The sequence below is a fragment of the Sporosarcina sp. JAI121 genome, assembly GCF_013408665.1.
Taxonomy (GTDB): Bacteria; Bacillota; Bacilli; order Bacillales_A; family Planococcaceae; genus Sporosarcina.
On the sequence record NZ_JACCCL010000002.1, the window covers coordinates 84373 to 98777 of the forward strand.

Consider the following 14405-nt stretch of genomic DNA (forward strand, 5'->3'; position numbering starts at 1 on the left):
GGGCTTGCATATGAGAATATATGTATCTATTGACATGGAGGGTATTACAGGGCTGCCGGATTATACGTTCGTTGATTCAGCTAGGCATAACTATGAGCGGGCGCGGCGTATTATGACGGAGGAAGCCAATGCAATCATCCGCGCGGCGTTTAAAAAAGGGGCTGAGCGGGTTCTTGTCAATGATAGCCATTCAAAAATGAATAATCTTCTAGTCGAAGAAATTCATCCGGATGCCGATCTCATAACGGGCGATTTGAAACCGCTTTCCATGGTGCAGTCGATTGACGAAACGTTTGCAGGTGCAATTTTCGCTGGTTATCACGCACGTGCCGGTCAACCGGGCGTCATGAGCCATTCGATGATTTTTGGTGTAAGGAATATGTATATCAATGATATAGAAATTGGAGAACTTGGTTTCAATGCGTACGTCGCGGGACATTTCGGTGTACCGGTCATCATGGTTGCCGGCGATGACGGAGCTTGCAGGGAGGCTGAAGCATTGATTCCGGGCGTAGTGACAGCGGTCGTGAAACAATCAATCTCCCGTTCCGCAGTTCAAACACTGCATCCCAAAAAGGCACACGTGTTGTTGGAAGAGAAGACGGCCGAGGCGATTGCAAAACTTCAGTCGATTCAACCGCTCGTACCACCCGAGAATCCAGTACTCCGCATTGAATTTACAAACTATGGGCAGGCCGAATGGGCGGCTCTTATGCCAGGCTGTGAAATCATGCCGGGGACGACAATTGTGAAGTTCGAGGCGAAAGATATCATCGAGGCCTATCGAGCGATGCTGGTTATGGTTGAACTTGCGATGCAAACAAAGTTTTGCTAGGGGGAATGATTCATGGCGGTATACATAGTCAAACGATTTTTCATGATGATCGCTACGATTCTCATCATCGCGACATTGACCTTTTTCCTCATGCACTCAATACCTGGATCGCCGTTCGATGAAGAAAGGACATCGAATCCAACAATCCAGGCGAATCTGGAAAAGTTCTATAAACTCGATCAGCCGGTTACTGTTCAATACGTGCATTATTTGAAGTCGATTGCGACATTCGATTTCGGACCTTCTATAAAAAAACCGAATGAGTCGGTGAATAGCTTACTCGCCAGGGGATTCCCGATATCATTTGAACTCGGCATGATTACTATCCTTGTCGCGGTCGTATCGGGTATTATTCTTGGTACATTTGCAGCACTCCGGCATAACGGCATTATTGACTATATGGCCATGGCGTTTGCCGTCGTCGGAATATCAGTCCCGAACTTCGTGCTTGCCACGTTATTAATTCAACAAGTCGCCGTTACTTGGCAATGGCTGCCGCCCGCTACATGGAGCAGTCCGCTTCATATGATATTGCCGACGTTGGCACTTGCAACGGGACCGATGGCGATCATCGCCCGGCTTACGCGGGCAAGTATGCTTGAAGTATTGACACAGGATTATATGAAGATGGCGCGAGCGAAAGGGCTCACTCCGTTCCGCATCGTCGTCCGTCATGCACTTCGCAATGCACTTATGCCCGTCGTCACTATAATGGGAACGATGTTGGCGGGGATTTTGACTGGCACGTTCGTCATCGAGAAAATTTTTGCAATTCCGGGAATGGGGAAATATTTCGTGGAAAGCATTAATAACCGGGATTATCCTGTGATCATGGGTTCGACCGTTTTTTATAGTGCCTTTCTCGTCTTCATGCTGTTCCTCGTTGATAGCGTTTACGGCTTCCTGGACCCGCGCATTAAATTGCACCGGAAGGATGGTGATGTGTGATGGTACAGAAAGAAGAGAGGCTAATAGTACCGGATGAATGGTTCAGGCCAAAGGGGAAGGATTCGGAAGAGGCAGAATCGGTCGTCAGGCCGTCACTGTCATATTGGAAAGATGCCTGGCATCGCTTGCGGAAAAACAAATTGGCGATTAGCGGGCTTATTTTTCTTATCGTATTGACCTTATTTGCGATATTCGGTCCGATATTCTCTTCGCATACCGTGACGGGAACGGATTTTCCGAACCAGAACAAAGCACCTTCCGCTGAACATTGGTTCGGAACGGACGAGGCAGGGCGCGACGTCTTCACCCGTACATGGTACGGCGCACGTATATCTTTGTTTGTAGGTGTCATGGCGGCTTTAATCGATTTCTTTATTGGCATCATTTACGGTGGCATCAGCGGCTACAAAGGCGGTCGGACCGACACGCTAATGATGCGTATCATCGAGATTTTATACGGTTTGCCGCATCTTCTCGTTGTCATCTTGCTGATGGTCGTTATGGGCGCTAGTTTGACGACAATCATCATTGCGTTGACCATAACGGGATGGGTCGGAATGGCACGGATTGTAAGGGGACAGGTTCTCCAAATCAAAAACTATGAATTTGTCACCGCATCAAAGTCATTCGGTGCCAAGACGCCGAGGATCATTCGGAAAAACTTGCTTCCGAATACGATGGGCCCGATTATCGTCCAGATGACTCTTACTGTGCCAAGCGCAATATTTGCGGAGGCCTTCCTCAGCTTTTTGGGGCTCGGCATTCAAACACCATTTGCGAGTTGGGGAGTGATGGCGAATGACGCGCTACCTGTCATCTTGTCAGGTTATTGGTGGCGATTATTCTTCCCGGCATTTTTCATTTCAATGACGATGTTTGCATTTAACGTCCTTGGTGACGGTATGCAAGATGCGCTCGATCCGAAACTGAGGGGGTGATGGGATTTGAATGAACATCAATTGGATAATGCAAACGAACTCATTCGTAACCGGCAGGAAGACGTATTACTCGCGGAACGGCAAGGAGAGTCAGACAAAAAGCAGGGCAAGAAAAGAAAAAGAAAAGTAGTTTCAACTGAAAAGGTGCTTACAGTTGAAAATTTACATGTCTCATTCACGACATTCGGCGGCGAAGTCCAAGCGCTGCGCGGCGTGTCGTTCGAACTATATAAAGGGGAGACACTCGCAATCGTCGGAGAATCGGGATGCGGGAAAAGTGTAACGGCAAACACAATCATGGGACTAATTCCACAGCCGCCGGGGAAAATCAAGAACGGAAAAGTGCTTTTCAAAGGGAAAAATCTGACGAAATTGAGTAAAGCGGGTCTCCGGAAGATTCAAGGCGTCGATATTTCGATGATTTTCCAAGACCCGATGACCGCTTTGAATCCGACGCTGCAGATTGGCGAACAGCTGACAGAAGGGTATCGGACGCATCACAAGGCAAGTAAGGCGGATGCACGGAAGAAAGCGATTGAAATGCTGGAGTTGGTCGGCATTCCGAATCCGCAAGAACGGTTGAAACAATATCCGCATCAATTTTCAGGCGGAATGAGGCAACGTATTGTTATCGCGATCGCCCTTATTTGTGAGCCGGAGCTACTAATTGCGGACGAGCCGACAACCGCATTAGATGTAACAATTCAGGCGCAAATTCTTGAACTGTTTGATGAAATCCAGGAAAAGACGGGTGTATCGATCATCCTTATTACGCATGATCTAGGCGTCGTCGCCAAAATTGCGGACCGTATCGCCGTCATGTACGCAGGCAAAGTGATTGAAATCGGAGAGAAACGCGAAATTTTCTATACACCGCAACACCCGTATACGAAAGGCTTGCTTAATTCGGTTCCGCGGCTTGATTTGAAAGAAGAAGAACTTCAGCCGATCGAGGGAACGCCGCCCGACTTATTTTCTCCGCCGGAAGGCTGTCCATTCACGGCAAGATGTCCGTTTGCGATGGATGTCTGCGATCGCGTCTATCCCGAAACGACGCAAATCTCGGCAGACCATGCAGTCAATTGCTGGTTGCAGGATGAACGCGCGAAACTGGTTTTTGCCTAAACGTTGGTAACACGCACGAAAGTGCTTCCATATGCATCACAAACAAAGGGGGATTTTGTATGAAGAAATGGTTGACGTTTCTTATTGTAGCGATGCTTGCGCTTGTGCTCGCGGCTTGTACAGCTACAAAAGATGCAGGGAAAGAACCAGAGAAAGAGAAGGATGACAGTAAAAAAGAGGAACCGGTCGCAGCAGAAAAAATCCTCTACTTGAACAATGGGGAGGAGCCGACATCATTCGATCCATCAGTCGGGTTCAATGCAGTCTCATGGAGTGCATTGAATAACTTGATGGAAGGATTGACGCGTCTATCGGAAGATCACTTGGCTGTAGAAGCTACAGCGGAGAAGATCGATGTTTCCGAAGATGGCTTGACGTATACGTTCACGATTCGTGAAAACGCGAAATGGTCGAACGGAGACCCGGTCGTTGCAGGGGATTTCGTCTTTGCTTGGCGTCACATGCTCGACCCGGAAACAGCCTCTCCAGCGTCGTTCCTGGCGTATTTCATCGAGGGGGCGGAAGCTTATAATAATGGCGAAGGTACTGTTGAGGATGTCGCAGTAGAAGCGCCGGACGCTAAGACGTTTGTTGTGAAATTGACAACGCCGAATGAAGCGTTCTTAAATATCATCACTAACCCGAGTTTCTTTCCGATAAATGAAAAAGTGGCGACCGCCGATCCAAAATGGTTCACGGAAGCTTCGTCATTTGTTGGAAACGGTCCTTTCAAATTAGCTTCGTGGGAACATGATGTAAATTTCGTATTCGAAAAGAATGAAAACTATTGGGATGCAGACGTTGTAAAGCTTGATAAAGTGGAGTGGGCGATGGTCAACGATCCGACTACTGAGTATCAGATGTACCAATCAGGTGAGTTGGATCAATCGGGTGTGCCGCCTGAACTTGCGGAGCAGTTGAAGGACAGCGATGAACTCCGCATCGACGACCAAGCGGGCCTTTACTTCTTCCGTTTCAATACGTCGATGGAGCCTTTCACAAATAAGAAGATTCGAAAAGCATTCGGACTTGCGGTTAATCAAGAAGAAATCGTTGAGTACGTAACGAAAAATGGTGAGAAACCAGCGCACGGTTTCGTCACATATGGATTCATCGGTCCGGATGGCAAGGAATTCCGTGATTCCGTTGGTAAACTTGTTGAATTCAATAAAGACGAAGCGAAAAAGCTTCTAGAAGAAGGAATGAAAGAAGAAGGCTATACGGACTTGCCGAAAGTAGAATTGACATATTCAACGAGCCCGTCCCATCAAAATATCGCGGTAGCGCTACAAGCAACGTTCAAGGATGTTCTTGGCGTTGACGTAGGGTTGCAAAACGTTGAGAGCGCAGTATTCGCGTCAGAACAAAAAGAATTTAAATACCAGATGTCCCGCTCTTCTTTCTTGCACGACTATGCGGATCCTGTAAATGCTCTTGAAAGTTTCATCACAGACTCTTCCATGAACCGGACAACGTGGTCGAATGCTGAATATGATAAGCTGATAACGGATATTAAAAACGAGACAGATGAAAACAAGCGGTGGGAATTGCTGAAACAGGCGGATCAGCTTCTAATGGAAGAAATGCCTGTCTTCCCGGTTTATTATTACAACCAGACAACGCTCGAAAAGCCGGGGGTAACCGGAATTCTGCGTCACCCGGTTGGTTATGTCGACTTGAAATATACGGATAAGAACTAAGTGAAAGTCGCGGCGTCCGTTGTGACGCCGCATTTTGATTTTATGCGAAGTGTTTATTTGTTTGAATATTGTGAATTGTGTCTGATTTGACTTGGTGACTGTCACCCAGCAAAACCGGCAAAAAGAAAGGAAGTTTTTGTTATGAGAATACGGCCGCAGCGTCTTCGAAAAGGGGATACGATTGGTATTGTTGCACCTTCGAGTCCGCCTAATCAGGAAAGTTTGGAAAGATCATTGGCGTTTCTGGAACAGCTTGGATTGAACTGGAAGTTCGGAAAACATGTTAAAAACGTTCATGGTTATCTTGCAGGAACCGATGATGAACGACTTCAAGACTTACACGATATGTTCGCAGATTCGGAGATTAAAGGAATTATCTGTGCGGGCGGAGGATATGGATCAGCCCGTTATACCGATAAAATCGATCTGCAGCTTATGAAAGAGAATCCGAAAATATTTTGGGGATTTAGCGATATCACATTCCTGCATACAGCAATGGGTTTGTACTCAAACCTTGTCACGTTCCACGGTCCGATGCTCGCTTCATGTGTCGGGAAAGACAAGTTCCATGAATTGTCCGCAAAAATGTTCCAGCAGTTATTCGAGCCGATGGAACTTCATTACACGGAAGCGATTGCCCCCCTAGAAACAATTACGGGTGGTATTGCGCAAGGTGAGCTTGTTGGCGGAAATCTTTCACTGCTCGCAAATGGAATAGGCACAAAGTTCGAAGTGGACACGAAGGGGAAGCTTCTATTAATAGAAGATGTCGGTGAAGAACCTTACAAGGTCGATGGTCTTCTCAATCAACTGCGCATGGCTGGTAAGCTTAATGATGCAATTGGAATTGTCATCGGTGATTTTTCAGACGCGGAACCTAAAAAACGAAAGGAAACACTGACGCTCGATGAAATATTCGCGGATTACACAGCTAATCTAGGGGTTCCGGTTGTAAGAGGCTTCAAAATCGGCCATTGCGAGCCACACTTTGCTATACCGCTCGGCGTCGGTGCAAAGCTTGATGCGGATAGCAGGACGCTGACGATATTGCCTGGCGTGGAATAAAGGGGGATGAACTATGCTGATTCATTCAATTGAAACGATTCCTGTTTCAGTACCGCTAACGAAACCGTTCAAGACGGCACTTCGGACCGTCCATACTGCATACGCCGTCTATGTGAAAGTGATTTGCGGCGACGGTCGGGTCGGTTGGGGGGAGGCACCGCCAACGCATGTGATTACAGGTGATTCGGTCGGCAGCATAACGTACGCCATCGAAGAAGTGATTGCTCCGCAGTTGATCGGGCTTGATATCAGGCGCCGTGAAACAGTATTCAATGCATTGAAACGTTCGATTGTCCGCAATACAAGTGCGAAGGCGGCAATCGACATGGCCATCCATGATTTATTCGCCCAACAAACGGGTCAACCGCTTTATCAATTACTTGGGGGCTATCGAAACAATCTCGAAACGGACTTTACGGTCAGCGTCAATGGTCCTGAAGAGATGGCAGCTGATGCGGAACGCTATATTGCTGAAGGGTTTGACGTATTGAAAGTGAAAGTCGGCATTGGCGATATAAATGAAGACATTGTCCGTATCAAGACGATACGCGAACGGATTGGGGACGCGCCTCAAATCCGACTCGACGCCAATCAGGGATGGAGTGCGAAAGCGGCGGTCCGGGCAATTCGTTTGATGGAAGATGCAGGTCTTGCTATCGAGTTGATCGAGCAACCGGTGCTTGCCGGCGATATAGATGGGTTGAAATATGTAACGGACAATACATTAACACCAATCATGGCAGATGAAAGCATATTTTCGGCGAATGATGCGCTTCGAGTTCTGCAATTGCGTGCAGCAGATTTGATCAATATCAAACTGATGAAGTCAGGCGGTATCCATGAAGCATTAAAAATCAATGCGCTTGCGGAAACATACGGCGTGGAATGCATGGTAGGCAGCATGATCGAGACGAAACTTGGCATTACGGCAGCAGCGCATTTTGCCGCGAGCCAAACGAACGTCACCCGCTTCGATTTCGATGCACCTCTTATGCTGGCGGAAGATATCGTCCCAGGTGGAATCGTCTATGAAGGAAGGACGATTCGTCTACCAGAAACCCCCGGACTTGGCCTCGATTATAAACAGATGGAACGCCTAGGAAAAGGAGCGGATAGTTGATGAAAGCGACTGTGAACACCTGGTATTGTGCGGTCTCAGTGGCGACGGTATGGACATCCCCCGAGTCTGCCCGGGACATTGACGGGCCAGGAACGGCGAATCCGGTCCGGTTAACGGAGTGGCTAGAAAAATTACCTTATGAACCGCGCCTGGATTTGTGTAATGGGAATCGGATTCAAACTCAGCTGCTGTTTGGTGAACCCGTCATCATTGAGGATGTACAAGGCGAATGGGCGAAAATCATCGCTGTCTGGCAACCATCGAATAAAGACAAACGCGGTTATCCAGGTTGGGTCCCTCTCGCGCAACTCAAGGAAGCGGAGCCAATTCACGCGGAAGGGTTCACCAGAGTGACAAAGGGAAAAGCACAGCTCTGGCATACGGACGGCTCTCCCTCGATCATCATTCCATTCAATTCAATATTGCCCTCTATCGGTGAATCCGGTGATTATTTACGCGTATGTGCTCCGGATGGAGAAGCGTTGTTGTTGAAAGCGGACGCGGAACAAGCGCCGTCGGTCCATCAATTCAAAAAACAATCGGCATCTGCGGCGGCTGATATAGGGCTAGCCTTCCTCGATCTGCCTTACTTATGGGGAGGTATGTCCCCGTACGGTTATGATTGTTCAGGTTTTACATACAGTATGCTGAAAGCGTGCGGACACTCTATCCCGCGTGATGCCGGTGACCAGGCGCGCGGTGGCGAAGAGATTCCGATAGATAATCAGTCACTTTGGAAAAAAGGGGACCTTCTTTTCTTTGCTAACAATGAAGGGAAAGCGAATATCCGTCACGTCGGATTTTATTTTGGAAACGGATTGCTTCTTCATTCCCATTCCACGGGGAAGTCGATTGAAGTCATGAAACTTGCAGGCACAAAATTGGGACGTGAACTTTGCGCTGTCCGACGTTACAGCATACATGAAGGGGGGCTACAAGCATGAAAGACAAGGTTTTGTTGTCCGTGATAGAGTTGAAAAGGTATTTTGAAGTCGGCAGCGCAGAGAAGTTGAAAGCGGTTGACGGAATCAGCTTTGATATTTACAGGGGGGAAACGTTCGGTCTTGTCGGGGAGTCGGGTTGCGGAAAATCGACGGCAGGGCGTACCATTCTTGGATTGTACAATAAAACGGACGGGGAAGTGCTGTTCGACGGTCAAAGTGTCCATGACATGACGAGCAAAGAGAGGCAGCGCTTCTTGAAGAGGATGCAAATGATTTTTCAGGACCCGTATGCATCGCTGAACCCGCGATCCACTATCTTTGAAATTATTGCAGAACCGATGCAAGTGCACGGTTTGTACAAAACAAAGGAGGAAATGCGCAACCGTGTCAATGAATTGCTGGAGGATGTCGGGTTGAGCAGGGATCATGCGAACCGCTACCCGCATGAGTTTTCCGGCGGACAACGCCAGCGGATCGGCATCGCCCGTTCGCTGGCACTTGACCCGGAATTCATCATCGCGGATGAACCGATTTCAGCATTGGACGTTTCCGTGCAGGCACAAGTCGTGAAGCTCCTGCAGCGGCTACAACGTGAGAAAGGGTTGACGTATCTGTTCATTGCACATGACTTGTCAATGGTTAAATACATTTCCGACCGCATTGGCGTCATGTACCTCGGACATATGGTTGAATTGACAACAAGTGGGCAGCTGTACGATAAACCTCTCCATCCGTACACGGAAGCGCTGTTATCAGCCATACCGATTCCGGATCCGGACATCGAAGAATCACGCGAGCGCATTTTACTGCAAGGCGAACTGCCAAGCCCGATCAATCCGCCGTCCGGTTGTGTATTCCGGACACGCTGTCCGTCCGCAATGGAAGTCTGCGCCGAACTAAAACCGAAATGGCTCGAGCAGGAGCCGGGTCACTTCGTCTCATGTCATTTGCATGACAAACAAGTGATGACGCGTAGAGACGCAGTTGCTGTGCCTGAGCTGTCCCGATAAACCGGGATGGCTTTATTGTTTGATAAAAGTTCTTTTTGGGTACTCTAGAGGAGAATACGTATAAGTAATTAGGGCGGAAATACAAATATACCTCTTATGTAATATTTAAGTAAAGATTCCAGTTAAGTAGCAAAAAAAACAATCCAATTTCGCTATGTCTTATAAATGTCATTAAGTTGAAGGGCACTCCATAATCCGCTATAATAGAACAGTCATCGACTTTCCTCGACAAATCCTACACAAACCCGATTTAGACGGGTTCCAATCGCCTGGACACTCGTCCGAAACTGTATGCACATGCGGATTAATTTGAGAAAAAAACAGTAGAATAGTGAATTTTCTGAATCATTTAACGTTTGTTTTTTTTATTAATGATTTTACTTTTATTAATTGAAGAAAAAGAGGTGCTTTGTATTGAAATTATCACCGGTTGAACAGGAAAAATTGCTGTTGCACGTTGCAGGAGAACTTGCGATTAAACGTAAGGAACGAGGGGTCAAGCTAAATTATCCGGAATCGATGGCGCTGCTAAGCCATTACATCATGGAAGGCGCGCGTGATGGGAAAACGGTTGCACAATTGATGAGTGATAGTAAGCATGTACTTACGGTCGATGATGTAATGGAAGGCGTCGGAGATATGATTAGTGACGTACAGGTTGAATGTACATTCCCGGACGGCACAAAACTTGTGACAGTCCATAATCCAATTCAATAGAAGGAGGATACTGCAAATGATTCCAGGAGAAATTAGGCCGGCAGAAGGTTTGATCGAAATTAACGTCGGACGTCCCGTGAAAACGGTCCGTGTCGCTAACACAGGTGATCGGCCGATTCAAGTCGGGTCACATTTTCACTTTGTTGAAGTTAATAAATATCTTACATTCAATCGTGAGGAATCGGTTGGAATGCATTTGAACATTCCATCCGGCACGGCAGTCCGTTTTGAGCCAGGCGAAGAGAAAGAAGTCGAGTTGACGGAATTCGGCGGAAAACGTCATGTGTTCGGGTTGAACAAACTGACAGAAGGTTCAACGCATAATAAAGTTGAAATTTTGGATAAGGCAATCGAGGGCGGCTTTAAAGGAGCTGAAGACAAATGAAGGTTACACATGAACAATACGCTAAAATGTTCGGTCCGACGGTAGGCGACAAAGTGCGTCTGGCAGACACGGATCTTTGGATTGAAATTGAAAAAGATTATACGACATACGGTGACGAAGGTGTTTTCGGTGGCGGGAAATCGCTTCGCGTTTCAATGGGGCAAAACGGTAAAAACACGAGTGACGAAGGTGTTTTGGACACGGTAATTACGAATGCAATAATCATAGATCATACAGGTATCGTAAAAGCGGATATAGGAATAAAAGATGGTCGCATTATTGGTATCGGAAAGGCCGGAAATCCGAATTCGATGGATGGCGTAGACCAAGATATGATTATTGGCGTCGGGACGGAAGTGTATGCAGGCGAAGGGCTCATCGCTACAGCGGGTGCCATTGATACACACATTCACTTCATTAGCCCGCAACAAGTTGAGACAGCACTTAACGCTGGTACGACAACGTTCATTGGCGGTGGAACAGGACCGGCAGCCGGATCGAAAGCAACAAGTGTTACGCCGGGTAAGTGGCATCTTCACAGAATGCTGCAAGCGGTTGAAAATTTACCGGTCAACGTTGGACTTCTTGGAAAAGGTAGTGCATCCATTCCCGAACCGATTATTGAACAAATTCGTGCGGGCGCAATCGGCATGAAGATTCATGAAGATTGGGGCGCAACTCCAGCTTCACTCGATCAGAGTCTGACGGCCGCGGATGAATACGATATCCAAGTGGCACTCCACTCCGATACGCTAAATGAAGCGGGCTTCGTAGAAGATACGATTAAAGCAATCGACGGGCGTGTCATCCATATTTTCCATACGGAAGGAGCAGGCGGCGGCCACGCACCGGATCAGTTGAAAATGGCATCGTACCCGAATATTTTACCGGCATCAACGAATCCGACAAAACCATTTACAACCAATACGATCGACGAGCATTTGGATATGCTGATGGTTTGTCACCATTTGAAACATGATGTGCCGGAAGACGTGGCATTTGCTGATTCACGTATTCGACCGGAGACGATTGCAGCCGAGGATATCATGCAGGACCAGGGTATTCTTAGTATTATGTCATCCGACTCACAGGCGATGGGGCGAGTTGGTGAAGTGACAATCCGTACATTCCAAACAGCGGATAAAATGAAGAAGCAGCGCGGGCCACTTCCACAAGACGAAGGAAATGACAATGATAACTACCGTGTCAAGCGCTACATTTCAAAATTGAATATAAATCCGGCGATTGCCCATGGAATCAGCCATGAAATCGGTTCACTCGAAGAAGGAAAACTGGCGGATATCATTCTTTGGGATCCGGCGTTTTTCGGAGTGAAAGCGGAAGTCGTCATTAAAGGCGGGATTGCCGTTTACGCAATGACTGGTGACCCGAATGCATCGATTCCAACGCCACAACCAATGATGGGTCGCCGAATGTACGGTTTCCACGGTCAAGCGCCTCAGCACGCTGCGATGACGTTCCTACCGAAAATTGCAGTGGAGGAAGGACTACCTGAAAAGCTAGGCCTAAAGAAAATGATCGGTACGGTGAAAAACTGCCGTAATATCAGTAAAGCGGACATGAAGCATAACAGTGAAACACCTGACATTGACGTAAATCCTGAAACGTACGAAGTGAAAATCGATGGCGTCCTTGCTACATGCGAACCGGTGAGCGTTCTTCCAATGGCACAACGTTATTTCCTATTTTAATTTTACTGAAGTGACTCAAAGGGCTCTGGCGCCTAGAAGATAAAAGAATCGAAGACCCTTATAACGCGGGTCTTTAAAGGAGAATGTCATTCTATGCTTATTGAAAAAGTAATCGGTAACGTCGGTAATGAAGAAGAAATTACCGGGAAAAAGACAGAGTGGATTGAGCTTGACTGGGAAGAACTGAGCAAGCGGATCCTTCGTACGGAAACTGATCAAGGAACAGATGTCGCATTAAAACTCAATCAGGAAGAAGCACTGCAATATGGTGATCTCCTATTTGAAGACGACACACGTCGCATTGCAGTCCGGACGAAAATGGAACCGGTAATTGTGGTTAGTCCGAAAAATATGACGGAAATGGGTAAAACAGCGTTCGAACTTGGCAACCGTCACACGCCGGCGTTAATTGAGGAAAACGAAGTAATCGTTCGTGCAGATCATACATTGAATAAATTGTTGGACGAAGTGGGTGTTGCATATGAAACAACTGAAAGAAGATTCAAACAACCATTCAAATACCGTGGACACTCCCACTGATCTTGCCCTTTTACGATTATTCCAGATTCACGACTCCGCATTTCCGATTGGATCCTATACGCAGTCGTATGGAATGGAGACGTACATCCAGGAAGATGTGATTCGGACGAAAGAGGATTTGACCGCTTACTGTACGTCGTTTCTTTTTCATAACCTAGTTCGCGGGGATGCGATTTTGATTCAGGAAGCATATGCTGCGGCTAGGGAACGGGATATTGAGAGACTTCTCTATTTGGAGCAATTGTGCGGGGCGATGAAACTTGCGAAGGAATCACGTGAGGCAAGTGTGAATCTAGGCAGACAATTCATAAAAACGGTGTCTCCTCTAGGAACGGATAACTTCCTCGTTGAATGGAAGAATCGTATTGATTCGAAAGAGATTAAAGGGCATTACGCCATCCTTTACGGTATTTACAGTGCAACGACAGGGGTCAGTGCGCATCATGCGGTCATGACGTATTTGTTCGCATCGCTCAATGGACTTGTTCAAAATGCGGTCCGTGCAGTACCGTTCGGACAAACTACCGGTGTTCAAGCGATGTACGAATTGATTGAACAGGTGACCGAAGCTGCTGAACTTGTGTCCACGTTGACGGAAGATGACATTAGCAATAACGCGCTAGGTATAGAACTAGCTTCTATGAAGCATGAGTATTTGTACTCGAGATTGTTTATTTCTTGATTAATTGAAAGGAGTTTTATTAATGAAACCAGTACGTATAGGCATCGGTGGACCGGTTGGATCGGGCAAGACTTCTCTCGTCGACCAACTTACTCGCGCGATGCATGATGAATATAATGTGGCGGTCATTACGAACGATATTTACACACGTGAAGATGCCCAGTTTTTGATAAATAACGGTGTGCTTGAAGAGGACCGCATTTTAGGCGTGGAAACGGGAGGTTGCCCGCATACGGCAATCCGCGAAGATGCTTCTATGAACTTCGCTGCAATCGACGAACTGAAAAATCGCTTTGATGACCTCGATATCATTTTCGTGGAAAGCGGTGGTGACAATCTATCCGCTACATTCAGCCCGGAGCTTGTCGACGGTTATATTTATGTTATCGACGTTGCGGAAGGCCAGGATATTCCAAGAAAAGGCGGACCTGCGTTGACACGTTCCGATCTTTTATTAATAAATAAAACAGATCTTGCCCCTTACGTTGGCGTTGACCTGGATTTAATGGATAGCGACGCGAAAAAGATGCGTAACGGACGACCGTATATCTTTACGGATGTGCGAACACGGAAAAACGTCGACAAAGTAGTCGCTTGGATCAAACATAATATGCTATTGGAAGGTGCGGGATCCGCTGGTTCAAATGCTTAAGCCGTCCCGCGCCATCCACCACGGAAAACTCG

At 47.2% G+C, this 14405-nt stretch carries 15 protein-coding genes; all 15 read left to right on the forward strand.

Features of this window, described 5'->3' with window-relative positions; all coding sequences use genetic code 11:
* Positions 1-10: 10 nt before the first annotated feature.
* Positions 11-835: a M55 family metallopeptidase gene (locus tag HDC33_RS11920; protein WP_179392807.1), complete on the forward strand. Its 825-nt coding sequence runs from the start codon at positions 11-13 to the stop codon at positions 833-835.
* Between the two features lie 12 nt (positions 836-847).
* Positions 848-1783, forward strand: coding sequence for an ABC transporter permease (locus HDC33_RS11925; RefSeq protein ID WP_179392808.1), 936 nt, complete (start codon positions 848-850; stop codon positions 1781-1783).
* Positions 1783-2721, forward strand: a complete 939-nt coding sequence (locus HDC33_RS11930) for an ABC transporter permease (RefSeq protein WP_179393137.1) — start codon at positions 1783-1785, stop codon at positions 2719-2721. The genes HDC33_RS11925 and HDC33_RS11930 overlap by 1 nt, the downstream gene beginning before the upstream one ends.
* Positions 2722-2865: 144 nt before the next feature.
* Entirely contained in the window at positions 2866-3846 is a 981-nt protein-coding gene (locus HDC33_RS11935) for an ABC transporter ATP-binding protein (protein WP_370457473.1), read from the forward strand.
* A 59-nt stretch (positions 3847-3905) separates the two neighbouring features.
* Positions 3906-5546, forward strand: coding sequence for a peptide ABC transporter substrate-binding protein (locus HDC33_RS11940; protein ID WP_179392810.1), 1641 nt, complete (start codon positions 3906-3908; stop codon positions 5544-5546).
* 141 nt (positions 5547-5687) lie between these two features.
* Positions 5688-6611, forward strand: a complete 924-nt coding sequence (locus HDC33_RS11945; RefSeq protein ID WP_179392811.1) for a S66 peptidase family protein — start codon at positions 5688-5690, stop codon at positions 6609-6611.
* 13 nt (positions 6612-6624) lie between these two features.
* Positions 6625-7731, forward strand: coding sequence for a dipeptide epimerase (locus HDC33_RS11950; RefSeq protein WP_179392812.1), 1107 nt, complete (start codon positions 6625-6627; stop codon positions 7729-7731).
* On the forward strand, positions 7731-8675 hold the full coding sequence (locus tag HDC33_RS11955) for a C40 family peptidase (RefSeq protein WP_179392813.1): 945 nt from the start codon (positions 7731-7733) through the stop codon (positions 8673-8675). The genes HDC33_RS11950 and HDC33_RS11955 overlap by 1 nt, the downstream gene beginning before the upstream one ends.
* A complete protein-coding gene (locus tag HDC33_RS11960; protein ID WP_179392814.1) occupies positions 8672-9685 on the forward strand; it encodes an ABC transporter ATP-binding protein in 1014 nt (337 codons plus the stop codon). Before HDC33_RS11955 ends, HDC33_RS11960 begins: the two co-directional genes overlap by 4 nt.
* Before the next feature lie 414 nt (positions 9686-10099).
* The gene (gene ureA / locus HDC33_RS11965) at positions 10100-10402 is read left to right on the forward strand and encodes an urease subunit gamma (RefSeq protein WP_179392815.1); all 303 of its coding nucleotides are present in this window, start codon (positions 10100-10102) and stop codon (positions 10400-10402) included.
* 16 nt (positions 10403-10418) lie between these two features.
* Positions 10419-10787 (forward strand): urease subunit beta, encoded by a 369-nt coding sequence (locus HDC33_RS11970; protein ID WP_179392816.1) that lies wholly within the window; start codon positions 10419-10421, stop codon positions 10785-10787.
* Positions 10784-12499, forward strand: a complete 1716-nt coding sequence (gene ureC, locus HDC33_RS11975; protein WP_179392817.1) for an urease subunit alpha — start codon at positions 10784-10786, stop codon at positions 12497-12499. The genes HDC33_RS11970 and ureC overlap by 4 nt, the downstream gene beginning before the upstream one ends.
* A 93-nt stretch (positions 12500-12592) precedes the next feature.
* Positions 12593-13039: an urease accessory protein UreE gene (locus HDC33_RS11980; protein ID WP_179392818.1), complete on the forward strand. Its 447-nt coding sequence runs from the start codon at positions 12593-12595 to the stop codon at positions 13037-13039.
* The gene (locus tag HDC33_RS11985; protein WP_255457400.1) at positions 12981-13721 is read left to right on the forward strand and encodes an urease accessory protein UreF; all 741 of its coding nucleotides are present in this window, start codon (positions 12981-12983) and stop codon (positions 13719-13721) included. Before HDC33_RS11980 ends, HDC33_RS11985 begins: the two co-directional genes overlap by 59 nt.
* A gap of 22 nt (positions 13722-13743) precedes the next feature.
* Positions 13744-14373, forward strand: coding sequence for an urease accessory protein UreG (gene ureG, locus HDC33_RS11990; protein WP_179392819.1), 630 nt, complete (start codon positions 13744-13746; stop codon positions 14371-14373).
* The last annotated feature ends 32 nt before the right edge of the window (positions 14374-14405 follow it).